Origin of the sequence: Rhodococcus aetherivorans (assembly GCF_011058165.1) — a bacterium.
In the GTDB taxonomy this organism is placed as follows: domain Bacteria; phylum Actinomycetota; class Actinomycetes; order Mycobacteriales; family Mycobacteriaceae; genus Rhodococcus; species Rhodococcus aetherivorans.
Genome location: NZ_JAALEG010000023.1, coordinates 1 through 25,500, shown reverse-complemented (window position 1 = coordinate 25,500; position 25,500 = coordinate 1). Strand labels below are relative to the sequence as shown.

18 protein-coding genes and 1 pseudogene are annotated in these 25,500 nt (G+C 69.0%); 18 read left to right on the top strand and 1 reads right to left on the bottom strand.

Annotated features, from left to right (window positions below; all coding sequences use genetic code 11):
- Positions 1 to 97: 97 nt before the first annotated feature.
- Positions 98 to 1,504, bottom strand: coding sequence for a glycosyltransferase family 2 protein (locus G6039_RS11910; protein WP_043802068.1), 1,407 nt, complete (start codon positions 1,502 to 1,504; stop codon positions 98 to 100).
- A 215-nt stretch (positions 1,505 to 1,719) separates the two neighbouring features.
- On the opposite strand from G6039_RS11910, the gene G6039_RS11905 reads away from it, so the two are divergent.
- The 18 genes and pseudogenes from G6039_RS11905 to G6039_RS11820 all read left to right on the top strand — a co-directional run.
- Entirely contained in the window at positions 1,720 to 2,310 is a 591-nt protein-coding gene (locus G6039_RS11905; protein ID WP_152103835.1) for a Pvc16 family protein, read from the top strand.
- The gene (locus G6039_RS11900; RefSeq protein WP_152103834.1) at positions 2,307 to 3,212 is read left to right on the top strand and encodes a hypothetical protein; all 906 of its coding nucleotides are present in this window, start codon (positions 2,307 to 2,309) and stop codon (positions 3,210 to 3,212) included. The genes G6039_RS11905 and G6039_RS11900 overlap by 4 nt, the downstream gene beginning before the upstream one ends.
- A gap of 91 nt (positions 3,213 to 3,303) precedes the next feature.
- Positions 3,304 to 5,238, top strand: a complete 1,935-nt coding sequence (locus tag G6039_RS11895; RefSeq protein WP_043802074.1) for a phage tail sheath family protein — start codon at positions 3,304 to 3,306, stop codon at positions 5,236 to 5,238.
- A gap of 9 nt (positions 5,239 to 5,247) precedes the next feature.
- A complete protein-coding gene (locus G6039_RS11890) occupies positions 5,248 to 5,700 on the top strand; it encodes a phage tail protein (RefSeq protein WP_043802079.1) in 453 nt (150 codons plus the stop codon).
- 1 nt (position 5,701) lies between these two features.
- A complete protein-coding gene (locus G6039_RS11885) occupies positions 5,702 to 8,524 on the top strand; it encodes a phage tail sheath C-terminal domain-containing protein (RefSeq protein WP_043802083.1) in 2,823 nt (940 codons plus the stop codon).
- Positions 8,521 to 8,985, top strand: coding sequence for a phage tail protein (locus G6039_RS11880; protein ID WP_043802086.1), 465 nt, complete (start codon positions 8,521 to 8,523; stop codon positions 8,983 to 8,985). The genes G6039_RS11885 and G6039_RS11880 overlap by 4 nt, the downstream gene beginning before the upstream one ends.
- Positions 8,978 to 9,688, top strand: coding sequence for a CIS tube protein (locus tag G6039_RS11875; RefSeq protein WP_043802089.1), 711 nt, complete (start codon positions 8,978 to 8,980; stop codon positions 9,686 to 9,688). The genes G6039_RS11880 and G6039_RS11875 overlap by 8 nt, the downstream gene beginning before the upstream one ends.
- Positions 9,685 to 9,855, top strand: coding sequence for a hypothetical protein (locus tag G6039_RS11870; protein WP_161780460.1), 171 nt, complete (start codon positions 9,685 to 9,687; stop codon positions 9,853 to 9,855). The genes G6039_RS11875 and G6039_RS11870 overlap by 4 nt, the downstream gene beginning before the upstream one ends.
- Position 9,856: 1 nt before the next feature.
- Positions 9,857 to 10,936, top strand: a complete 1,080-nt coding sequence (locus G6039_RS11865; protein WP_043802093.1) for a phage late control D family protein — start codon at positions 9,857 to 9,859, stop codon at positions 10,934 to 10,936.
- Positions 10,933 to 11,643 carry a phage baseplate assembly protein V gene (locus G6039_RS11860; RefSeq protein WP_051446163.1) on the top strand — a complete coding sequence of 237 codons (711 nt, stop codon included), beginning with the start codon at positions 10,933 to 10,935 and terminating at the stop codon, positions 11,641 to 11,643. The genes G6039_RS11865 and G6039_RS11860 overlap by 4 nt, the downstream gene beginning before the upstream one ends.
- A gap of 6 nt (positions 11,644 to 11,649) precedes the next feature.
- Positions 11,650 to 13,248, top strand: a complete 1,599-nt coding sequence (locus G6039_RS11855) for a hypothetical protein (RefSeq protein WP_043802095.1) — start codon at positions 11,650 to 11,652, stop codon at positions 13,246 to 13,248.
- Positions 13,248 to 13,661 (top strand): GPW/gp25 family protein, encoded by a 414-nt coding sequence (locus tag G6039_RS11850; RefSeq protein WP_043802096.1) that lies wholly within the window; start codon positions 13,248 to 13,250, stop codon positions 13,659 to 13,661. Before G6039_RS11855 ends, G6039_RS11850 begins: the two co-directional genes overlap by 1 nt.
- Positions 13,658 to 15,874: a baseplate J/gp47 family protein gene (locus G6039_RS11845; RefSeq protein WP_043802099.1), complete on the top strand. Its 2,217-nt coding sequence runs from the start codon at positions 13,658 to 13,660 to the stop codon at positions 15,872 to 15,874. The genes G6039_RS11850 and G6039_RS11845 overlap by 4 nt, the downstream gene beginning before the upstream one ends.
- A complete protein-coding gene (locus G6039_RS11840; RefSeq protein WP_043802102.1) occupies positions 15,874 to 18,756 on the top strand; it encodes a phage tail protein in 2,883 nt (960 codons plus the stop codon). The genes G6039_RS11845 and G6039_RS11840 overlap by 1 nt, the downstream gene beginning before the upstream one ends.
- Positions 18,756 to 20,414, top strand: coding sequence for a hypothetical protein (locus G6039_RS11835; protein ID WP_043802104.1), 1,659 nt, complete (start codon positions 18,756 to 18,758; stop codon positions 20,412 to 20,414). The genes G6039_RS11840 and G6039_RS11835 overlap by 1 nt, the downstream gene beginning before the upstream one ends.
- Before the next feature lie 11 nt (positions 20,415 to 20,425).
- Positions 20,426 to 22,669, top strand: coding sequence for an IPT/TIG domain-containing protein (locus G6039_RS11830; RefSeq protein WP_043802106.1), 2,244 nt, complete (start codon positions 20,426 to 20,428; stop codon positions 22,667 to 22,669).
- A 27-nt stretch (positions 22,670 to 22,696) separates the two neighbouring features.
- Positions 22,697 to 24,547, top strand: coding sequence for a hypothetical protein (locus G6039_RS11825; RefSeq protein ID WP_043802109.1), 1,851 nt, complete (start codon positions 22,697 to 22,699; stop codon positions 24,545 to 24,547).
- A gap of 1 nt (position 24,548) precedes the next feature.
- Positions 24,549 to 25,500: pseudogene (locus G6039_RS11820) on the top strand (hypothetical protein); the annotation flags it as partial.

Genomic DNA, 25,500 nt, shown 5'->3' with positions numbered 1-25,500 from the left:
ACTTGGTCTTCGCAAATCTAGTCCTACCAGGGGCCCTGCGTCCGTTCGCGATCCGGCCCAGACGCTTGCCAGCAAGATCAAATTACTGAGAAAACCTCTACTTGTGTCTCCAGCAGCTCCAGTCGTTTCGTTGGTAGGCCTTGAATGGGGTCACCCACTGACTGCCCCACTCCACATCGCCGAACTCGTAGGCCACCTTGTTGAAGCTGCCCATGTCACTGTCGATCGTTCCGCCGGTTGTTAGTACGTCCAGGATTTCCCGGACCATCGCGGCGGCGAAAGCGCGCATCGTGGCATGGTCCGCACCGACAATACCGGCGTTGAGTAGCTGCCGAGACCCGTTGGCCTCGATCCAAGGCAGGTAGTGCGGGTGATGTGTACGCATCCACGGAATATCGACCACGGTCTGTTCGTGACCGACGTAGAGCTTGCCGTGCGCCATCCGGCACCACGGCTCCTGCAGCATCTCGACGTCGGTACCATCGGTGCTCCATACCCAGCCGTAGTCGTTGTCCCGCAGGTGCTGATACAGCGACACCCAGCGCTGCAGGTACGGTTGCAGACCGGTGGGTACGCGCCATGCGTCACCGCCGGTGGGCACTTCATCGGTAAGCACCACGGCTTTACAGCCGCGTAGCGAACTGCGCCAGGCACTCACCTCCCCGAGATCGGACTTCAGCCTGTTCGGGCCGCGCTGTGGATCCGGTCGACTGGTGAACAGGGTCGTGATCACCACATTGGGCAACAGACGGTACTCGACGTAGTCAGCGGATCCACGGCAGCGTTCGAGCAGGTCGTTGTTGGGCTGTATCTGGGCCAGCCGCTGTTGGGTCGGGACGGCCCGCTCAAACTCGGGGTGCTTGTGCCAGTTCTCGTCGATCGAATAGAAGTACTTGTCGGAGCCAGGCACATCCTGGAAGGGTGCGGTGGTGAGGCCGGCGGCATGAATGCGCAGGCTGTACTCGACATGTTCCTCGCCCCACAGCCCAAATTCGGGTCGCATGCCGCCCACCCGGTCCACCACCGATCGGTGCAGGTAGAGCAGGCAGCCCCGCGGGTGTGCGTAGGCGTACAGGTCACTGTCCCGGTAGACGAGTGCGGGGGTCGACAGCTTCTCGCCGCGGGGACCGGGGTCTTTGAACAAGAACATCAAGTGGGGTTCGGCGGAGGTGGAATACAGATCTGCCCAGCCGGCCTGCAACGGGTAGCAGTCGTCGTCGGCCAAGAACAGATGCTCAACGCCGAAGCCCATCAATGCCGCGATGCTGGCGTTCTTCGCCCTGGCGATACCTTGCTGGTCGCCGAACCGCATCACATTGTCACCTGGTGCTGGCTCATCGCTGGCGTCGTCGATGACCACGAGGACGCCTTCCGGCGGCATGAACCGCTTCCACTCCGCATACGTCTTGTTGAAGATATCCCGGCGGTTGCGGGTGGTGATGGCAACGCCCAGAGACCGGGATTCGGGAACGTACCGCATACCGTCGATCACCACTTCGTGCACGGCGTTGAGCCTGATAGCTGACCGTCACCGCAACGTCAACCCCGGACTCAAAATCGAGCGGTGCCTTCCGGCAGACGGCACCGGCACGGGGTTCCGATTTCAAATTCGCCCGGTCGGACTCGAAACCCCCATGCGTGACGAAGCTTTGACGCTGCGGTGACGAGCCCACGGGATGGTGTTGCTGTGATGGCCACGCGACACACCAGGGAGTGGTGATGGCGACCTACCGCGGGATCGAAGCCGCTTGCCACGCAGTCGTCGAGCTGTTGCGCGACAACTACGATCCCGCGGCGTTCAACCGCGACCTCGAGTTTCGTGTGCTGTCCACCGGAGGTTTCAACGGTGGGCTGACAGCCGGGGTGTCGGTGTTCCTCTATCGGGTAATGCTCAATGACAGCCATCGCACACCCCCCGGACGCCGCGATGTCAACGGCGAGACGCAGCAACCTCAGCTTCCGCTCGACGCGCACTTCGTCCTCACCACCTGGGCGCCCGAAGCATCCCTCCAACAGGCGATTCTGGGATGGATGATGCGCACCATGGACGATCACCGGGTGCTGCCGCCGGGCTTATTGAACCGGCTCTCACCCGGTGTATTCCGCGACGACGAAACGGTCGAGGTCTTGGTCGGGGAGTTGGTCACCGAGGACCTGCTGCACCTGTGGGAACTGCTCGGCAGCGGCACCTATCAGCTCTCGGTGCCCTACACCGCGCGCAATATCCGCATCGAATCGAGCCGCGAGCTGATCACCGCCGCCCCGGTGCAGGAACGCATCACTGACTACCAGTGTCTGGACAGTCGATGAGAATCGTGGAAACCGTCCAACGAGTGACCCCGCTCGGGGTGGCGTTCTACGACCTACTCACCGACGCCCCGATTACCGACGGGTTGACGGTGTCGGCCCGGGCGAGTGACCAGATCGGGGCATTCCGCGCCGCAGTACCGACCCCCAGCGGGGTTCATGCCATATCGGGCCTGCCGGTGCTGCGCAACGTCGAGTGCCCGCGCCCAGGCTCGGGGGAGCGCCTCGAGCTCGACGACCTGCCCAGCGGGTTCGGCGTGGCGATCGACGTGATCGTTGAAGATCGGTACGGCCGGTTCCTGCCCACCGCCATGCGGATCGTCGCTCCCCGTCGCGGCCTCGTCGTCGCGGCCGACGCACTGGCCGGTTGCGCGGCGCTTGCCTGGAGTGTGCCCGATGACATGCCGATGTTCCTGATGTCGGGTCCGCAGCGCTCAGTGCCGGCATCGAGCGCGGTGGTCCGTGCATGCCTGCGCGACCACGCCACCATGGCACCCGCCGCTCACGCCGTGCTCGTGATCGAGACCGCGTTGTCGCGGACGGTCGGCGTCGCCGACGCCACCGGCAACGTTCTCGTCGCGTTTCCCTACCCCGAATTCGATGTGACGACTCTGCCGGGGTCAACTCCGGCGGGGTCGCACGGGATCCCTACCGCCGCGCAACACTGGCCGGTCACCGTCGAAGTTCGCTGGGACCCCTCGGAGCTGTCGTTTCCTTCCGGTGTCGACATACCCCGCATCCACTCGGTGTTCTGCCAGCGGCCGGGCCTAGTGTTCCCCGACGATGCGGCGGCTGGCGCACCGAGTTCGGCCGGGGTGCTGCAGTACGGCGTCCCGCTGGTACTCGCCAGCGCGAACACCGCAGCGGATCGCACGTCGTACCTGTTCGTGGAGCCGGCCGCGTGACCAGCGCACCGATTCACGACTACACCGACGCCGCGCCCAGGCGCCGGTCCTCAGCGCCGCCACGACGTCCGAACACCATGGAGGAGCAGTAATGCCCGAGTACCTCGCTCCCGGGGTGTACGTCGAGGAGACGACGTACCGCCAGAAAAGCATCGAGGGGGTAAGCACCAGTACGGCTGGCTTCGTCGGACCGACCCGCTTCGGGCCCACGACGGGGCAACCCGAGTTGCTCACCAGCTTCCTCGATTTCGAGCGGATCTACGGCGGCATCGACCCGCTGTCCTTCGGCGATACCACCCAGCACAACGACCTCGCCCACGCGGTGCGGGGCTTCTTCGAGAATGGCGGTCGGCGGCTCTACGTCGCCCGCACATTCCAGCATCCACCGATCCCGGATACCGGGTCAGGCGCTCTCGAGGAGCGGTTCCCCGACGCCGGCCTGTTCATCCTCGACGACACGCTCAGTAGCCCCGGCGTCGCCCTTCGTGCCCGGTGGCCGGGCGCGGCGGGCAACTTCGTCGTCACGTTCGACGTCAGGGTTGGCCCGAACATCTTGACCGGCACCCCCGGCGGGTCGGCCTTGTCGGGGGTGTTGCGGTGGGACACCGTGCTGGTCGGAAACTTCGACGCCTCGCTTCCCGTCGCCGCGACCCTGCACGTGGTCGACCGGGAGTTTGACAACGCACTGCAGCAGGAGCGGATCGTGCTGCGTCATGGCGACGCCGAAGAGAACCTACCCGAGATCCTGGCGAGCGGCGCCAAGGAGATCCGCGTCGTCACCGTCACAGTGACGGTGGGCCGGCGCGGACGGTTCATGGACGACCAGGTGTGGGAGAACCTCAATCCCGACCCGCGACACCAGTCGAGTTCCCTGGCCCGCATCTTCGCCCCGCCGCCGACCGACCGGGCCACAGCGCTCAACGTGCCGCTGATTATCGAGCTCGGCGAGTTGACCGATGGCGCCTCGCTCGTCGAGGCGATGCTGGAGAGCCTGCTAGTAACTTCGCTGCCCTCAGCGTCGACCGCCGCCGAGTTGATCGAGCATGCCCTGGTGGTGCCGCGCCGGCGAGAGGACCCGCCTCCGACGCCCCCCCGTGTCAGCTTCCGGCTCACCGGCGGTTCTGATGGTGCCCGACCCGGCGCCATGGCCTACACCGGCGACGTATCGGGCACTGGGGAGAAGTCGGGGCTGCTGGCCTTTGAGGACCTTGAGGACATCAGCATCATCGCCGCCCCCGGCTCCAGCCGCGGCGGACGGGACGAGTCCTCGCAGAGCAACACGATCGCCCAACTGCTGATCAGCCACGCCGAACGGATGTTCTACAGGATCGCCGTGCTCGACGCACCCGACGCCGCGCTGCCCACCGACATCCGCGGGTACCGGGCCCAATTCGATTCCAAACACGCGGCGTTGTACTACCCGTGGATCAAGATCGCCGATCCGTTCACCGAAGCCGAGATCACTACCCCCCCATCTGGATTCGTGGCCGGTATCTATGCCCGCAACGACATCGAACGCGGCGTACACAAGGCGCCCGCCAACGAGGTCGTGCGACTCGCGATCGACTTCGAGTTGCCGATCAACAAGGGCCAGCAGGACGTCCTCAACCCCGAGGGCGTCAACTGCCTGCGCTACTTCGAGGGCCGCGGCTTCCGCGTGTGGGGTGCACGTTCGATCTCCTCAGACCCGGAGTGGAAGTACCTCAACCTGCGCCGGTACTTCGCCTTCATTGAACGTTCGATTGATCGGGGCACCCAATGGGCGGTGTTCGAACCGAACGGGTCGGCGTTGTGGGCCAACGTCCGACGCACTATCGACGACTTCCTGTTCAACGAGTTCAAGTCCGGTCACCTGCTTGGCGACACCGTCGAGGAGGCCTACTTCGTCAAGTGCGACCGCACCACCATGACCCAAAACGACCTAGACAACGGACGGCTCAACTGCCTCGTCGGTATCGCGCCGCTGCGTCCCGCCGAGTTCGTCATCTTCCGGATCGGCCAAAAGACGCTGGACTTCACGGGATAGGAGCAGCAGATGGCATTCCGCGAACGGCCCTACTCCGCGTTCAACTTCTTGGTGAATTTCGGGCCCGACAAGCGAGATCCGAAGGCTGGTTTCCAAGAGATCAGCGGGTTGGGCATGGAGATTACCGTGCAGGAATACCGCGCCGGTAATAAACGTGGCAATGCCCCGGACAAGATTACCGGTGTGTATAAGGTGCCCGACGTCACCTGCAAGCGCGGAGTCATGGGCGACGACACCCTCTACTCATGGCTGGACGAGGTCCGTCAGGGCAAACAGGCAGAAGCCCTGCGGACGGTGACCATCGAGCTGCTCAGTGAGGATGGCGAGACCGCGCAGATCTGGAACCTCAAGGGCGCACGCCCGATCAAATACACCGGGCCCGCCCTGAGCGGCAAGGCTACCGACGTCGCCGTCGCCGAGTTGGTGCTCGCCTGCGAGGACATCACCGAAGAGTCGACCTGACATGTCACTCACGCCGCCGCTGCCCGGGATCGCCTTCGAGGTGCTCCCGCGAGCGCTCGACGACGCCCTGCCGCGCATGGACGTGTGCGGGTTCGTTGGGTTCGCCTCGCGGGGGCCGGTCGACGTGCCGGTCGTTGTCGAGGACCCAGTCGTCTTCCGCGACGTCTTTGGCCCCGATCCGGTCGTCGCCCACACCGACGACGGCAGCGAGGTGCGCGGGTTGCTCGGATCGGCGGTGGAGGCGTTCTTCGCCAACGGCGGCGCCCGCGCCTGGATTGTCCGGGTCGCGCGCAGCGGTTCCGGTGGCGCGCTCACCAACACGTTTGTCGTGCCCGGATTGCTGGTGCCCGGCCCGACCGCCACCGACATCTCCGGCTGGCGGCTCGCGTCGCTGGCGGCCCGCTCGCCGGGCGCCTGGTCCGACGGGCTGTCGGTGGGCGCCACACTCACCGTCACCTCGACGGTAGCCACCTCGATCGACTCCGACCGGGTGGTCGTCGATCACACAACCGACATCACCCGCGGCGACCTCATCCAGATCGGCCTCGCCGACGGCGCCGATCTAGTCGCGACCGTCAGCGCTGTGACGCTCGACACCTACGGCAAATGCGTCACGTTTGACGCTGGCGCCGGCTGGCGCATCGCCGAGAATCCGGCCTTAACCACGGGTGACGCCTACCGCCTCGGCGTTGATGCAGCACAGCCGGTATCCGGTTTCACGGTCGAGGCCGCCAACCCCGAACTGGTCGACGCGCCCGATCCCGAACCGGTCATCTCGGTCGACGGCGCCGCGTCACTGCGGCCCGACGACGTCGTCGTGGTAGTCGGTGCCGCACCGGGCAGGGGGCTGACGCTCCTCACCGTCGGTGAGGAGCGCGCCGGTTCGGTCGGCACACTCCGCAGGCATTTCTCGGTCGCAGGTAGCTGGGCTGTCGCGGACGCACCGGCCGACTGGTTGACTGCATTGGAGGCGTCGGCCGCCCAGGTCGTTGTCGAGGTCCAGCGGCTGCGCCTCACGGTCCGCAACGGAGCAGCAGTCGAAGCCGAACTCGACGGTCTGGGCTTCGGGCAGCACCATCCTCGGGCCGCAGCCGCCGTGCCGTCCGACGATCAGCTGTACACGTTGCTGGCCCGGATGCCCCGGGCCCGGGTCGCCGGGGCCGATCCCGCCGACCTGGGTTACCGATCGCTGACACCGCTGGAGCGCGAAACCCTTGCGCCCCGCTTCCCGTTGGCGGGCGCGCCCGCAGTGCCGCTCATGCTCCCGCTGGGGGTTCCCACCGATCCATCCGGCACACGGTTCGGGCCGACGCCGGGCGAGGCCGACACTGCTCCGGCCCCGGAACGCAACGGGCTCGGCCGATTCGACGCCGGTGTTTTTGTGGACCCGGCGATCGCCGGACTCGGTGTGGACACCATCATGCCCACGGCGTGGGACCTTAGCTACGTTCAGGATCCACCCCGGCGATTGCGTGGCGTGCACGCACTGGCCACCAACGACGACATCACACTGATCTGTGTCCCCGACGCCGTCCACACCGGCTGGCAGCCCGCCGAGGTGGCCGCGCCGGCACCGCTGACCGCACCGGTCCTGCATATCGACGGCCTCGACAACGCCGGCGCGCACCTGACTTGGTCGGAGATCGACACGGCGAGTGGCTACGACCTCGAACACGACGATGACCTGGGCTGGGGGGACCCGATACGGACCGGCGTCCACGGCCGCGACGCCGTGCTCGAACCGCAGACCGGCTGTCCGCACCTCCGGTACGTACGCGTACGCGCCCGGCGCGGCGACGAGGTCGGCCCGTGGTCGAACACCGCCGGCGTCCACGTGCCGGCGACGACGTTCGTGCCCTGCCAGCCCAGGGCAGTCCCCGCCAACCCGGCCGAACCGCCACCGGCACCGGTTTCCGGGCGGGTCGCCTGGCGAGCCCGCACCCCCGCCGAGGCGTCACCGTGGAACGACCTGCGGGCGGTCCAGACGGCGGTCCTGCGGTGGTGTGCGGCGCGCGGCGACGTGCTCGCCGTGCTGGCGATGCCGTCGATGTTCACCGTTGACGACGCCGTGCAGCATGTGCGGGCGCTGCGCAGCACCACCCCCTCGTTCGACGATACCGGGCTGTCGAATCCCGCACCCGTCCTGGCGGGCGGGGTGCCCGCCCTCACCGACGGCGAGTCCGGCGTGCTGGGGTACGGCGCGCTCTACCATCCGTGGCCGGTGGTCGGCCGGCCCGACGCCGGCGGCCTCCGCGCGGTGTCGCCGGACGGCGGCATCGCAGGCACCTACGCCGCCCGGGCCCGCGCCCACGGCGCGTGGATCGCTCCCGCGCGAATGCCCCTGACCGCGGTGCTCGCGCTCGCCCCCACCGTCGAGGCCGACGGCCTTGCCTCGATGGTCGGCGCCGCCATCAACCCCGTCGCCGCGGACCCGTCGGGCCATATGGCGCTGACGGCCGCGACGATGACCGATGTCGCCGCGATTCGGCCGGTCAACGTGCGCCGCCTCGTCATGCTGCTGCGCCGGCTGGCCCGCCGGGACGGCGCTGGCATCGTGTTCGAACCCAACGACCGCACGCTGCAGCGGCTGGTGCGGATGCGCTTCGAACGCCTGCTCACCGCCATGTTCCACCGCGGCGCGTTCGCCGGCGCTGTACCCGCCGAAGCATTCGAGGTCTCCACCGGCGGCGGTGTGAACTCGGCGGCGTCGATCGACGCCGGTCGCTTCGTGGTCGAGATCCGGTTCGCCCCGTCGCGGCCGCTGGAGTTCATCACGGTCCGCCTGGTGCTGGCCGGCACCGACCGTGGGGAGGAGAGCGTGTGATCCACCAGACTTTCAATTTCCTGATCCGCATCGACACCGGTGACGGCGGCCCGCTGTGTGAGGCCGCCTTCGCCGAGTGCGCTGGCCTGGAGATGTCGGCCACCGCCAAAACCATCATGGAAGGTGGCAACAATGCCGGGCCGGTGCACCTCGCGGGCCCCGTCTCCTACGGCACGGCCACCCTCAAGCGAGGTATGAGTGAAACGTTCGACCTGTGGAATTGGTTCGACCAGGTGCACCGCGATGACGGGCGTCACCGGCGCGCCGACTGCGAGATCGAGGTCCGTACCCCAGATCGCACCGCGACTGCTTACTCGCTGCGGCTGACGCGCTGCCTACCCGTCAAACTCAAGGCACCCGACCTGAACGCCAAAGAGGGCGGCATCGCGATCGAGGAGATTGAGATCGCCTACGAGGGCATGCGGCTGGTCCCCCCGAGCGGGGGTGAGCAGCATGCCTGAACCCGCCCCGCTGGCGAAGGCCAAGCTCATCCAGATCGAGCTCGGCGACGGCGACGCCGAGTCACGCGAAACCAACCCCAACACGACCGTCGAGGTTCAGTTCAACCCGGAGACCCTCAAGGTCGGCTACTCGAACACCATGGAAGGCGGCGACCAGTCGGGCGGCGCCGCGATCCAGTTCGTCAGCAAGAGCTCCACCAAGCTCAGCGTCGAGCTCTGGTTTGACGCCTCGGCCCGCGCCGACGAAGACGATGTGCGCCGCACCACCAAGAAGGTCAACCACTTCATCACACCGATCCGGCAGGGTCAGGGAATGGCTCCCCCGGCGGTCCGGTTCGCCTGGGGATCGTTCCTGTTCGAGGGCGTCATGGACTCCATGGACGAGACGCTGGAGTTCTTCAGCGCCGATGGCCGCCCGCTGCGCGCCAAGGTGTCGATCTCGATCACTAGCCAGGATATTCAGTTCCACGAACCGCCGCCGCCGTCCTCGGGCGGCGACGTGCCGGGCACCTCACCACGCCGGCAGGCCCAGGCCGGCGACAGCCTGCAGCAGATGATCGACCGCGACCGGCGGCGTGGGGTCGGCGCTGCGGGCTGGCAAGGCGTGGCCATCGCCAACGGGATCGAGAACCCGCGCCGCCTCGACCCTGGCACGCTCGTCGACCTCAGCACCTCCATCAGCCTGACCGGGGGCCGAGCGTGAGCGTCATCATCAACGAACTCGAGGTGATCACCACCGCGGAACCGGCACCGAACGGCCCGGTGAACTCGCCGGCGCGCATCCCGCCGGCGGCCGCGCCGACCCCATCCGACCTGCGCGCGGTGATCCGTCACCTCGCCGACCGCGCCGAGCGGGTCAGGGCGGACTGAGATGACGCTTGCCACCAGTGTGCTCTATACCGCGCGGCCGGTCGTGGAGCTCGACGACGCCGAATCGGCCGAGCTGACCGCCCGGGTGCTGTCGGTGGTCGTGACCGAGACCACCGAAGGGCTGTTCCGGTGCGAACTCGTCGCGGGAAACTGGAGCGGCGACCCTCCGGACGGGTATGTGTTCAACACCCGCGACACAGTCGATTTCGGCAGCCGGCTGGGTGTGCGGCTGGGTGACGGTGACCGGGCCGGCAGCGTGTTTCACGGCGTGGTGACTGGGATCGAGGCGCACTATCCCGAATCCCGCACACCCGAGATCGTGTTCCTCGCCGAGGACCGGCTCCAAGACCTGCGGATGACCCGGCGGACCCGCAGTTTCGACGACGTCGCCGACGCCGACGTCATCCGCGAGGTCGTCAACACCCACGGGCTGACGCCGTCGATCGATGTCGAGGGCCCCACACACCGCCACATCGCCCAGCTCAATCAGAGCGATCTCGCGTTCATCCGCGACCGGGCCCACATGCTCGACGCCGACCTGTGGATCGACGGCTCGACCGTCCACGTCGCCAGGCGGTCACAACCCCGCGGCGACGAGGTGACCCTGACCTACAACTCGGACCTGCGCGAGCTGTCGGTGCTGGCCGATCTGGCCCACCAGCGCAGCAAGATCGTGGTGGCCGGTTGGGACGTGGCCGCCAAGGAGCCGATCGTCGCCGAGGCCGACGTCGCCGTCATCCATACCGAACTCGGCGGTGACATCGCCGGGGTGGACCTGCTTGCGCGGGCGCTCACCGCCCGTACCGAAACCCTCGTGCACACCACGCCGTCCACCAGTGCGCAGGCACGGGCGCAGGCCGACACGGCGTTGCGAACCACCGCTCGGCGCTTCGTCACCGCCACCGGACGAACGGAGGGCGATGCCCGCCTTCGAGTCGGCACCCGCGTGAACCTCGCCGGCCTGGGTGCCGGGTTCAGCGGCCGGTACACCCTGATCGAGGTCGAGCACATCTTCGACGCCCACCACGGCTACCAGACCCGGTTCCGCGCCGAGCGGCCCGGGTTGGCGGGAGCGCCATGACCCTCTCCGATGAGTTGCGTACCGCCGCGGCACCCCCCCGCTCCTGCCGGCCCGCAGGCCCGCTCTACGGGGTGTACCCGGCGACGGTCACCGACGTCGCCGACCCCGACGGCCAGGGCCGCGTGCGGATCCGGCTTCCTTGGACGCCCGACACCGACCGCGACGGCTACGAGACGTGGGCGCGGCTGGCGACGCTGATGGCCGGCGCCGGTCGCGGCACCTGGTTTGTCCCTGAGGTCGACGACGAGGTACTCGCCGCGTTCTGGGCTGGTGACCCCGACCAGCCATACGTCATCGGCGCGCTGTGGAACGGGCAGGACGCGCCCCCCGAGACGATGGGCCCCAGCAACGATATTCGCTCGATCCACTCCCGCAACGGTGTCGTGCTGACCTTCGACGACACCGCCGGGCGAGAACGGCTGCACCTCGAGACCCCGGGTGGACAGATGATCACCCTCGGTGACGGGCCCGGCGTCATCACCGTGCGCGACGGCAACGGCAACACCGTCACCCTCGCCGCGAGCGGTGTCAGCATCGAGTGCGCGGTCAAGGTGACGGTCAATGCCAGCACCGTCGACATCAGCGCCGGCTCGGTCACGGTGAACGCCGGGATGGCCAGGTTCAGCGGCGTCATCCAGGCCGACGCCGTCATCACGAATTCGATAGTGAGCGCCAGCTACTCGCCCGGCGCAGGGAACATGTGGTAGGCGGCCATGCGCGACCGAGCGATCTGGAAGACCGCGCCGCCGCTGTGGCGCGACGGCCTCACCGGCGCCGTCGATCTCGACCGGCCGGCGATCCTGCGTTTCGACACCGATGATTTCATGACTCGGCTGCAGGCCAGCCTCGACGACCCCGCACGGCGCGACATCGGGGGGTTCGTGCTGCGGCATGAAACCTGGCGACAACCCGCGGCGGGCCTCACACCACCCGCAACGAGCCAGGTGCCGCGGCTCTACCACCCGCTGCACGGCCGGTTCTACCTAGTGACCGGGGGCCTGGTGTGCCAGCGCTACGGGGTGCCGGACAAGGCTGTGCACCCGGGTCGCGACGAGTCTGTCTTCTGTGTGCTGCGCCGACTCGAGCCGGTCCGCGCCACCCGGGTTGACCCGTCGGACCGGTCCACGTTCCGGGAGTTCGGCTGGGTGCCGTCGGGCACCGCCGGTAGATGGGTGGCAGCGCCGGGGGGGCTGGCCGCCGGCGAGGAGCGTCTGCCGATGTTCCCCATCACCTACGTCGACGGGCACCGGCGCCGCATGCTGGCCACCACGGTGCCGGTCGCCGCGCGCGAGCGCTACGAGGCGGCGCTGCCGGCCGAGGCGGTCGGCCCGGCCGCCGACGATCCGGCCGGTGAGCTGGCGTTGCCCGGGCGCGCCCGGCTGGTGAACATCGTGTACGGGCTCAAGACCCTGTGCCAGCTCCCGCGGCCCACCAGCGCCTCGACCCTCGAGCGATTCCGGGAGGCGACCTTCTTCGCGCTGGTCGACTTGGCCACCTTCTTCGCTGAGGAGCTGCCCGCTGTGTGGCAAGGCAGCGCGACGGCGGGCTTCCCCGGCATACTCACATCCCGGCTCACCCAGACCCAGTTCCGGGCCGACACCGGTGCGCCGAACTGGCTGTCGGCGTTGCACGAAGCTCACGCCAACCGCAACGCGGTGCTGGCCGAACTCGCTGCACCGCCCGCGCCCGTCACCGGGATCTCGGTCGACGACGTCGTCCACGGGGTCAAAGATCTCGGCGTCACGCCGGCGAAGGACCCCCTGACCGATCCATTCTATCGGCTGGTCAGCAACTCGCTCGGCGCTGTGCAACCGGTCACCGTGCCGCCGACCGGTCCGCCGGGTCCTCTACCGGTAACGCCGAGCAGGCTCGACGGCGCGGTGTACGCGGCGCGTCTGGTCTACGAGCGCCCGCACTGCCCGCCATCGCACCGACTGACGATCAGCGCGCCGACGGAGGCTTTCCAGCTCGCCCACTTCTACGACCCCGACGCGCCGTTCCGGCAGAACCGCATCGTGCTGCCGGTCGACACCTCGCTAGAGGGTCTGCGCAAGTTCCCCCGGGCCGTCACAATCGAACTGTCGGCGCAGCTGCGCAGGCAGATGGAACGCGTCCAGGCGATCAAACTCAAAGACCTCGACGAGGGCAACATCCCCGGTGAACGCCCGCTCGATCTCGGCCTGGTGTGCTCGCTGTCGATTCCGATCATCACCATCTGCGCCCTGGTGCTGCTGATGATCATCGTATCGCTGCTCAACATCGTGTTCTTCTGGGTTCCGCTGTTCAGATTCTGCCTGCCGAAAGCGCCGTGATGGCCACCCCGACGGACGCCGACCTCTTCGGACAGGGCATCGCCTTTCCGCCGCGCCTGGACGCCGACGGACGATTCGGGTGGGCGATCGGGCACCGCAGCGTGCGTGACGCGATCCGCATCATTCTTACCACCGAGCCGGGGGAGCGGATCATGCTGCCGAACTTCGGGGCTGGGCTCCGCGCGTTCCTGTTCGAGCCGAACATCCCTGCGACCCACCGGCTCATAGAGGAAAAGATCGACCATGCGCTGCGGCGCTGGGAACCTCGCGTCGCCGTCGGCTCGGTGCTGGTCGCCGCACACCCAGACGACCCGGCGCGCGCCACCGTGTCCATCAACTACACCCTGGTGGCCACCCAGACCCACGAACACGTTGAGCTGGCGGTGCCCGTCGCCGGGGGGCCGGCAGCATGAACATCCTCGAACCTCCGCGCATCGACGACCGCACCTACCGCGAGTTGCTCGCCGAAGCGACCGCCCGTATACCCGTGCATAACCCGGAGTGGCGCAACTTCACCGACGCAGATCCCGGCATGACCCTGCTGCAGCTGTGGGCGTTCATGTCGGAGAACCTGCTCTACCAGGCCCGCCTCATCCCCGACCGGGTCCGGCTCACCTTCTTCGAGCTGCTCGGGATCGACATCCCACCCGCCACCGCCGCCCGGGGCGTCGTGGCGTTCGACTTCCCCAAGGGCCGGCTCGAGGTCACCTCGATCCCCACCGGTCAGGAGGTGTTGGCAAGTCGGGTGCCGTTCCGGACCACAACCGGGCTGACCGCGGCTCCGGTGCAGGTCCGCGCCTACGTCAAGCGGCGTGTGGCGGCCGAGGAGGGCTTCGATGAGCAGTACGCGCTGCTGTTCGGCAGCTTCCTCGACGAGGGCGCCACCTTCGACTACTACCGGACCGAGCCGGTCATGTGGTCGGCGACCGGTGCCAACACCGTGGATGCGGCCAGCACCGTCGACGGCGCGATCTGGCTGGCAGTGCTGGCCCGCCGCGCGGCCGAAGTCACGCCGGCTCGCGAGCTACTCGGCGGCACGGTCCTGACCCTCGGCGTCGTCCCCGACGTGACTCTCGACACGGTCGTGTTGCCGCCGGCCGGCTCGGCCGCCGCGACCAGCACCGAGGCGTTCGAGTTCCATCTGCCTGACACCTCGGTCGCCCTGTCCGCCTCCGCCGCCGGCCGCGTCCCCACCTACCGGCCGATCGAGACCCGCACGGACACCAATGTCCTCGCCGAACCGGGTGTGGTGGAGCTGTTGTTGCCGTCGTCGCAGCAGCTGAACCATTGGGACGACCTGGACCCCCTGGAGGCCGGAGTCGGCGCGTTCCCCCCGATGCTTGAGGGCTCCGACGCCGAGCGGCTCATCACCTGGATACGGATGCGGACCGCGGGCGGCGCGGGTCGCGATGCCGCCGGTCGCCGTACCGCCCGTCTGACCTGGATCGGCGCCAACGCCGCACTCGTCGAACAGTGCACCCGCATCACCCGCGAGCTGGTCGGTCACGGCAGCGGGCTGCCAGACCAGCATTACCGCCTCGCCAACGTGCCGGTGCTGCCGGACACCGTCGAGATCATCATCGACGGCCAGGCGTGGGGGTTGGTCGACGACCTGATGCAGGCCGGACCCGAGATACCGACCGGTGCACCCTCCGGGCGTCCGGGGATCGCGCCCGACCCGAACCTGCCGAGCCGTGTCGTCAAGTTCGGGGCCGCGGCCGGCGAGCTGGTCTTCGGCGACGGCCTGCATGGGGCCCGGCCACCCAAGGGCGCCGCGATCGTCGCCTCCTACGACACCGGAGGCGGCCGCCAGGGCCTCGTCGGCGCCGGCTCGATCTCCCAGGCGCCGTTCCTGCCGGCCGGCGCGCGGGTCGCCAACCCGTTGCCGACCTGGGGCGGCGACGAAGCCCCCACCGTCGCGCAGGCCGAGCGGTCGATCGCGGCGTTCGTGCGCCACCGCGACCGGATGGTAGCCCCGGCCGACTTCGAAGACGTCACTCGCCAGACCCCGGGTGTCGATCTCGGACGCGTCGAGGCGCTGCCCCTGGTGCACCCGGACCTTCCCGGTCAGCAGCTGCCCGGCGTGGTGACGCTGCTTCTCATCCCACTGCACGACCCGGTATCGCCCGATGCGCCCACGCCCGACCAGCACTTCCTGCGGGCCGTGTGCGACTACGTCGAGGACCGGCGGCTGCTGACCACAGAAGTTCACCTGCGCGGCCCGGTCTACGTGCCGGTCTGGGCGTCCATCGGTATCGACGTGATGCCCGGACGCGCGGTGGGCCCCGTGCGGGAGGCCGCCAAGGCCGCGGTCCGGGCCTACCTGTCGCCTCTCACCGGCGGACACCCCGGCACCGGCTGGCCGCTGCTCACCCCAGTGAGCCGACTGGAGCTGACCGCGGTGGTGGCCCGGGTCGACGGCGTCGGGAAGGTCTTCGACGTGCAGCTCGCCGGCGAGGGCGGTACCCCGGTCGAGCAGGTCGACATGCCGACCGCGCTGCACCTGCCTCACCTGGTCGGCATCGAGGTTCGTCAGGGTGACCCGCTGCCGATCACCAATCTGCAGGGTGTGGCCGAACCCGCCCCTTCGGGCCTGCCCATCCCCGTCGTGCCCGAGGAATGCTGATGGACGCCAACGGCACCCGGCTGCATCTGGTCCTCGGATTCGACGACTGGGCTCGCTCGATCGTTGCACCCGCCGATCCCCGCGTGTGCTTCGACGGCCAGCACGACACGCTCGGGCTGCGGCCGCGCCCGTTCATCTTCCCTACCCGCGCGCACGCAACCCCCCTGCTACCGGCCGACCGACGGGGCGCCGGGGTGGATCGCTACGGAAACCGCTTCTGGATCGGCTCTGACCGGCGCAGCGTGTGGGCTTCGAGAGCCGCCGAAACCCGGGCCTTCAGCTGGTGGCCGCCAACGCCGGGGCCACGGCGCGAGCCCGATGGCGCGTTCACCCGGTGCGAGTCGCCCGCGTTCGACGATCTCCAGCTCAGCGGTCTGGCCATCACCCCCGGTCACCACCTGGTCGTCGGTGTGCTCGACCTGCCCGTCGGCGACTCGGTCGGGGGCGGTCTGCTGGTGTTCGATCTGACCGGTGGGGGCCCCCCGCTCCCGCTGGGGTGGCCGGCGGGCCTGGGTGTGCGCCCGTTCGACCTCGCGGCGACACCGGATGGAGGGGTGGTGGTGCTCGACGTCGCCCACCCGTCAGTGCCCGGACCTGCCAGGCTGTGGCACGTGGACCGCCACCTGCGGGTGGTGCCCCCGACCGCGATGCAGCCCGCCGACGCGTACGCACCCCATTTCCGTCCGGTCGACACCGACGCCGGTGGGGGGGACGCCACCGCGGCGGTTGACCGCTGCGATCTGCACCGGGCCGACGCGGCGTGCGCGGTGGCACTCGACGTCACCTGGGCGACCGCGGTCGAGGCACTCCCCGACGGCTCGGTCCTGGTGCTCGACCGGGTCGGTCCCCGCGACCGCCTCGAAGTGTCGCGGTGGCGTTGCGGTCACCGGACAGCGTTCGAGATCCGTGGGAACGACCCCACCGATCCCGCCACCACCTTGGCGTGCACCGACCAGCGCGCCAGTGTTCAACAGGCGCTCGGCGGGGCGGTTGGCCACGATCTGGTCGCCGTCGCGGCGACCGACACCGGGGCTCTCGCGCGGCTGTTCATTGTCGACGACCGCGGCGACCAGGCGTTCGAGTTCGTCCTCGACGAGACCGGCGCCGACCTCGTGAGCAGCTACCACCCCCTGCGGTTGTTCTCCGGCAAGGCGCTGATCTCCGACGGGTCGACCGTGTCCTATGACCTCGCCGACCGGTGGTATCCGATTCCGACGCTGCCGGTGCGCCGATATGCGACCGAGGCGGTGATCGTGCTCGCCCCCGGGGACGGCACCCACCGCGGCTTCGATGCCGGCGCGCCGGGCACCGTCTGGCATCGGCTCGTGTTCGACGCTGCGATCCCGCCCGGCACCACGGTGTCGGTGGACACCCGTGCCGCTGATGACCTCGTCGTCCTGCAGCGTCAGCGGTGGCTGACCGAACCGGATCCCTACCTGCGCGGTGGGGGAAGCGAGATCCCCTACCACGAGTACCGGCCGGGGGCCTGTGTGGGCCAGGGCAGCTGGGAGCTGCTGTTGCAGCATGCGGTCGGGCGCTACCTGCAGGTCAGGCTGACGCTGCGCGGAGACGGGCGCCGCACCCCGCGGCTGTGGGCGGCGCGGCTGCACTATCCGCGATTCTCCTATCTGGAGCACTACCTACCCGACATCTACCGTGGGGACCGCGAGTCGGCCTGGTTCCTGGACCGCTACCTCGCCAACGCCGAAGGCCTGTACACGGCGCTGGAAGGCCGCATCACCGCGATCCGGCGACTCGTCGACCCGAAGACCATCGACACCGAATTCCTGCCGTGGCTGGCCGCATGGGTAGGCGCTGTCGTGGAACCCGATTGGGAGCCGGAGCGCCAGCGTCTGCTGGTCCGGTACGCCGCCCGGATGTTCACCCGCCGCGGCACACCCCGCGGTCTGATCGAGGCGATCCGGCTGGCCACCGACCCGTGCCCCACCGAGGCCATCTTCGATCCCGATCCGCGCGTCGACCGGTTCGATGTGCGGGTCGTCGAGGCGTTCCGGACCCGCTCGGTGCCGGGCACCGCCCTGGGTGATCCGACCGATCTGGCGGGTCCGCGCTACACCGCGCCGGAAGCGCGGTGGCGGCTCACCGAGGGCGGCTCGGCGCTGCAGCGTCGTTGGCGGGCGTTCCTGGCCGACCGCTACGACACCGGCGGCGGCGACCTGAGCACAGCTGTTGCTGCAGCGTGGGGGGCGCCGGTGGCCGCGGTCGGCACACCGCCCGCCTTCCCGGTGCTCACCCCGGTGATCGCCGCAGCGGCGCGGGACTGGGGCCAGTTCGTGCGGGCCGAGCTGGCTGTCACCTACGCCGACGTCGGCGCCAACGACCTCGCGGGCTACCGGGCATTTCTGGCCCAGCGCTACCGCCGGATCGAGGACTACCGCACCGCCTGGGCGGTCACCGCCACCGCCGCGCCGGGCAGCTTCGGTGCGGTCGGTTTCCCGGCCCAGCTGCCAGCCGACGGTGCACCGCTGCAGGACTGGATGCTGTTCGTGTCATCGGTGCTGCCGGTCCGGCGCGCGGCCCACCAGGCGATGGTGCTCGTCCCGATCCGCTTCGAGGACTCCGACGAGGCGCGACGACAACGCCTCGGCCGGGTTCAGCGCGTCGTTGACGTCGAGCGGCCGGCCCACACCCTGGTCACGGTCGCGCCGTACTGGGCCGCGTTCCGCGTCGGCTCGGCGCGGGTGGGGTTCGAGACGATCGTCGGCGAAGGCAGCCGGTACGTCGACCTGGTCCTCGGCGCCGACCGGCTGGCGCACGCCGCGATCCCGGGCGGCGCCAACTGGCGGGTCGAGGACCGGGTGGTCGTCGGCCGCAACCGAATCGAGCGGTCGGCGCACCCGGCCGGAACAGGAGGCCAGTGATGGGCGGATTCACACCCAGTGCTGCCGGTGCGGCCGGCCTCGACGCGCGCAAACGGGTGAACTACCAACTCGGGCTGGTGCTCGGCGAGGACGAATTCCGCCAGGACCAGTTCCACCACCGTGAACGCGACCACCACGCGACCCGCGCCCTGCACGGGTATGGGACGGTGTCGGGGCTGGCCGTCGGCTACGACCACGCCAATCGCCGGCTGCATGTGCGACCCGGCCTCGCCGTCGACCCGGCCGGACGTCTGATCTGCGTGCCGGTCGAATACTGCGCCTCGCTCACCGACTGGCTGCGCGACCATGCCGACAGTGACGAGGTCAGCGGCGGCCTACCGGCCACCCTCACCGTGTACGTGGTGTTGTGCTGGACCGAATGCCCAACCGACGACGTCCCGATCCCGGCCGACTCCTGCCTGTCGGCCGAACACTCCCGCGCGGCCTCACGGCTGAAGGACTCGTTCGAGCTGCGCCTGCGCACCCAGCCACCCCCGCCGGTCGGCGAAGTCGCACCCGGCAGCCTCGACGGTCTCGACGTGCTCATCAGCGAACTACGCGGCATGCTTGACGTCTCCGGCGGCTCACCGCCCGACACCGACGGCGTTGCCGCACTGTTGCGTGACTGGGCCGTCGATCGGCGACCCGAGGTGGTCGCCGGCGAGGCCTGCCTGCCCGCGCCGGACGAGACCTGCGTGCTGCTGGCCCGGGTCGACCTCGACACCGCGGTCGGGCTCGGCGGCGTCGACGTCGCCGCCGCCACCATCGACGACGCCGAACGTCCCATTCTGGTCAGCACCCGGCTGCTCCAGGAAGCCCTGATCGCCGGCGGCGACCAGGGCGGTATCGGGCACAGCCACAGCCTTTCCGGTCTTGATGACGTCAACCTCGGGGTCGGCCCGGCCGCCGGTGACGAACTGGTGTTCGACGGCGTCAGTTGGGTTCCCGGCAATCTCGGTGGTGGGGGCGTGGCCGATCACGGCGCCCTGGCCGGCCTCGGCAACGACGACCACCCGCAATACCTGCTGACCGACGGCAGCCGGCCGCTGAGCGGCGACCTCAGCGCCGGCAACAACCGGCTGACCGATCTGCCCGCCGCCACCGCCGCCGGGCAGCCGATCGTGTTCGGCCAGGACGCCGGTGGTGATCTGGTACAGCAGTACCCCGACCTGGAGTTGGCCGCCATCCAGAACACCCCGGTCACTGCCCGGGCTCCGGCCGAACGGCACGTGCTCCTCGTTCGCAACGGGCAGTGGGTCGCCGGACGCCCCAGCATCGTTCCACTCGCGACGATCAGGCGGGCAATGAACCAGCGGTACATCGTGTGGTTCAACCTCGATGCACCGGCGAATCAAGCTGAGATCGACCACGACAGCGTGGAGGGCTCTCTAGTTGTCCAGCGCGAAACTGATGTCGACCCCTTCCTCGATCCCGCCACGACAGGGAGACCAAGCCGCCTCAGCCGCAACGTGTACGTCGTCCAGGTTAGAAACGATCGAACAACGTTGCGATTCACCTTCGACCTGAACCGGCTTCGGCTGACCGGGGGCGGCGGCGGGACCGTCCTTGACTGGGCCAACCACAACGGCATCTGGTTCACCGGGCAGGTCGATGACCTCGTCACGGTGTTCGTATTCGGCTCCGATCCGCAGCTCTGAGGAGAACGACGATGGAGCAGCTCGCACTCGACACTGCGTTCGCGACCAGGGGCATCCCGCACGTCGCGTTCTGGAACGGGCGGGTGTTGACCGCCGAGGATCTGCGCGCCGAGCAGGTGGCCAACCTGCTGGGACGCAACCGGATCGGCCGCGCCGTCGGCGCCGGGATGGTCCGCGGGTTTGCAGTGTCCCCCGGATCGTCACCGACGCACGTCATGGTCAGCGCCGGACTGGCGGTCGACCCGTCGGGGCAGATGATCGAACTGCCGGTCGATGTAGACCTGTCGCTGGTCGTGCCGGCCGAAACCGCCGGCGGCGACGGGGTGTTCACGGTGTGCGACCCGGTCACCTCGAACACGCCGACCGGCACCGGGCTGTACCTGCTCGCCGCGCGGCCCGCGTCGCAGTCACAATCATTGGCGGTCGGGGTGGAGGCCCTCGGGTCCGGCGTGGCCACCGAATGCGGTCCGAAGTACACCGTGGACGGCGTGTCGTTCCGTCTCATCGGCATCGACGCCACCGCGCTGGCCACCCAGGCCGGCCACGACCCCGCCGACGTCGACGACCTCGGCGCCCTCGGCGGCGCGACGCAGAGTCCACTGGCCCGCAACGTTTTGGCCCACCTGTTCCTCGACACCGTGCCCTGGTCGCAGCGCTTCGCCGACCCGTTCGGGGACCCGACCGGCCAGGTCGAACTCGGCACCCTCGCCGCCCTGCGCGCCGGCGCGCTGCGACCGTGCGAGGTTCCGATCGCGCTGATCACCTGGTCGTTCGACGGCGTCGGATTCATCGACACCTGGGCGGTGCGCCGGCCACCGTCGACCGAACCGGCCTACACCGCGATCCAGTCGCTGGGGACCGCGCGCCGACAACTCCTCGGGCGGGCATCGTTCGCCCAGTTCCAGGACCACCTCGACACCATCCGCAGCGAGCTCGGCCCGGCCGCCCGCCAAGCCTTTGAACTCGCCGATGCCTTCCGGTACTTGCCGGCCGCAGGTCTGATCCCGATCGCCCGTACCGGCCGCAGCGGATTTGCCGACACCGTGTTCGGCGACGCCATCGTGCGCGGCCCCGTCCCAATCGCACCCACCCGCGTCGGGGCGATCCTCGACGAGTCGTTCCGTCACACCGCGATTGACCTCGCCAGCGGAGAGGTGATCTTCGTCTACACCGTCGCCGCCGGTTCCGGCGCCGTCGACCACCTGGTGTTCTGCACCAGCCGCATGGAATTCCTCGGCGACGAACTGGTGATCGACGCGGTCTTCCCCGGCGGAACCCTGTTCATCGGGCAGCAGATCGAGATCCGGGGCCGCGGCTTCGGCTTCACCACCGGAGATGCCCGGGTCCGTTTCGATGACCGGGCCGCTAACCCGCTGCCGGGATCCTCGGATACCAGGCTGCTCGTCACGGTGCCCCTCACCCTGACCGTCGACCCGACAGGCACCGCGATGACGCTCGAGGTGTCCAGCAACATCGGCACCGACTCGGTACCCGTCGTCGTAGGCCACCCCGAACAGTCACCAGTCGGCCAGCTACACGTCGAGTGGGTGTCTGTCGAGCCCACGACGCTGGAGATCGGCCTGCCCGCCACCCTTACCTACCGGATCCGGTCGGCCGTCACTCCGGCCGTCGACGTCGTGCTCACCCAGTCGGCGACCGACTTCGCGCAACTCGTCGACGAGGCGGGCACGGCCATCACCGGCCCGATCCGGATGAACACCGGCGACGAGAAGACGGTGCGGCTGCAGATCGAGAAAGTGCCACAGGTCGCCACCCTCACCATCAGCCTCGCCGCTGCGGTCGGGGGCATTACTGGCTCCAACACACGGCAATTCACGATCGGGATGCCGACACCGCCACGCGACCCGGCCATCACCATCCTGTCTCCCGACTTCGACCCGCAGCCCGGCCCGGCGGCCACCTTCGACGGCACCACAATCCGAATGGCCCACCAGGCCACCGCCAACCTCGAATTCGTGCTGGAGGTCACCCAGCCGGGATCGTACGAGGTGCGGGTCGAACCGTCATCGCTGTCCCCGCCGTGGCCGAGCGTGCTGTCGGCCCCGTCAACCGGAGTGTTCCCCAGCATCCAGGTCAGCGAGATCGGCGGCGACGGCGTGGCCACCCGCGAGATACGGGTGACGGTGGGCCGGGACAGCTCCGGAGCGCCGCCACCCGCGACCGTCACTCTGATCGTGAACCGGCCCGGCCGGGCCGACGACGCGCGGGTGTCATTCCAGCTCGCCGGTCTATGACGACTCGTCCACAACGAGGAGGATCCCATGCCTTGGTGCATACCCGAAGCCGTCGGCGTCCCCGGGCTGTTCGGCCAGCCACCGACCTGGCAGCCCATCGCCGCGCTCAACGGACACACCGCCTGGTCGACTACCAATTCGGTGTCGACCCCGCTCGGCCTCGACGATCCCCGCTGGCAGGGACATCTGTCCATCGGCTTCCCGTCGGTCACCGCGGCGCCCACGAGTTGCTGCGGGGGATCGGCGGCCACGTCGCAAACCTTCGGCGCCGCCACCAATGACGATGTCGTGTTCCGTGCCCTGTACGACTCCGTCGGCGCCGGCCGCTTCCTCTATCTGTCATGGTGGGTCAAGGCCGCCGACGTCAACAGCCTGCTCGACGACGCCATTCACGTCGGTTTCACCCGCGCCAGCGGCGACCCGTTCGTGCTACGCATCATACCGAGCACCTCGCCGGCGACGGTGAGCGCCGCACCGGTCGGCCCGGTCACCGTCTCAACGGTGCCCGCCGGCGGCGGCCCGGTGGGAACCTGGACCGAGAACGGCGGGGCGACGCCGTCGTGGATCGCCGCCAACACTCACGTCTGGGTCGACTCGGTGTCACACCGGTGGGCCGTGCAGATGCGCGTCCCCATCGGCGACTCGAACGTCGACACGCAGCTCAACCTCGCGGACACCTTCAAGATGTGGTTCGAGGTGTCGATCGAACTGCCCGGAAACCTCATGGCCCCCTACAGCTGGCCCCGCGACGTCTGCGTCGTCGACTTCTGCGGCCTGCCCAGCCGGATGAACGTACCCGACCCCGCCGACTGGGGCGACTTCCACCTCAGCACCGGCCCCGGCGACCCCGCCTGCACAGCCACCGGCTTCGTCAGGCTCACCGTCGCCGATGTCGGCACGCAGAACGCCCCTACGTCAAAGATCAACCTCGTCTCCGACAACACGTTCGAGGCCAAGCCCGAGAACCTGACCGGCGCCACGGTGAACCCGGGTGAAATCCACGCCGAATTCCGCCTGGCCAACTGGGGGTCGGTGGCCGACCCGAACGCCCCGTGGAGTCCGATACCGGCCACCGGCGGGTCGACCAACCCCGCGTCGAACACCGGCAGCATCGCCAATGCGACCAAGGGCCTCATCACCATGAAATGGCAGCTGAGCAATGCCGAGCGGGACCAGTTCGCCCCCGGCGGCCCCAAATCCCGCCACCAATGCATCCTCGTCACCCTCAGCGGGGCCCACGCGTTCAACCCGGCCAGCGTCTGGCGCAACATGGACTTCGTCTCCGCGTCGACCATGCTTCGTGCCGCGACGATCAGCAACGTCGGCTTGGGCCCCAGCCCCGTGCCCGGAAACCCACGGCCGGCTTACATCCTCGTCGAGAAGCTGAACATGCCGCCGACGGTGAGCGGCGGCAGCCAAGATCGCCCGCCCGACGCCACGGAGCGCGCAGCGGACGGTCATGGCACTGGCCATGGCAACGGCGAACAGGATCCCACCGAGCTGCTCGCCGAAGCGGCCAAGCAGCTCGGCGACCCCAACGATCGGCTCGAACAGCAACCTACGATCCGCTACCACGCCTACCACGACACCGGCCTGGACGTGAACCGCGACGGCAGAACACGACGGGTGGTGCGTCCAGGCACGGCGTTTGGGTTCTTCGTCGACCACGAGGGGGACCTCGGCGGCTGGCACGACGAGATCCGCGGCGCCACCCAGCTGACCGAACGATTCTTCTCGCTTGAGGTGCCCGAAGAAGGTACCGCGCAGATCACCACCGTCGTCGAGGCGCTGGAGCCGGGCCGACCCGGATGCCTGGGCGCGATCTGGCGCTTCATTGAATCGATCCTCAAACGCATCACCGGACTGTTCGGTCCGTGACATGTCGGCGATGCCCGCGTTGACCGACACGATCGGAACCGTTCGTGTCAGGAGCGCCCAAGACAACCCGCAGAGCAAGCTGGCGGCCTCCGACGCCGTGCGCCGAGTTGCACTGCGCACGACGGGGCCCTCATCGCGCGCCATCCTCGTGATCCGGTCGATCACCGACTGCCGCCTCGACCCGCAGCGGCGGGCAGCATTCAGCGCAGATTTGCAGCACCGCGTCGACCAATGCTGGCGCTCGGCACTGCCACCCATCCCGGCGGCGGCGACTGCGAACGCCGTCGTGTTCCGCGACCTGACCGAGCTGCTCACCCACTATCTCGTCGATCTCGCCGATGCCCGTGTCGGCGATCGCTGGTGGTGGGCCGCGCTGCACGGCAGGTTTGCCTGGAACGACACCGTGGCCGGGATCCTCTCCGAGCAGATGGCCTGCACGCCCAGCATTTTCGCCGAACTGCGGACGCTGGGACGGCTAGCCCACGTCGTTTCGGTGCTTGACGAGCCGACATGTGCGCAACTCACCAGGACACTCACCGACGTCCACGCCGCGCCCCGTTTCACGCGGGCCCTCGACGCTGTGACGGCACCGGCGCCGGTCGGCAAACCAGTCGCTGACTGCGCCTACCGGGCATTTGTGGGCACACTGACCGGCATCGTCGGCCCCGCCCGGCGACTGTTCGCCGCCTGCGCATTGCAACTCGCCGACGACCCCCTCCTGGCACGGTCATCGGCCTTCACCCACGTCGCGGTGGCAGTCGCCGCCGCCCCACCCGCAACCGAGCACGACAGCGCCCCGGTCGACGACGTCGAACCGCGCCCTGCCGCAACCGACGCCGGTTCTGCCAAATCGGCCCGACACACCCGCGATCCGGTACCCATCCCGGCCCGAGCCGGGCCTCGGCGGCGGCAGGAGCCCGCCCCCGAGGCGACGGCGTCACCCGCGCCCGAGC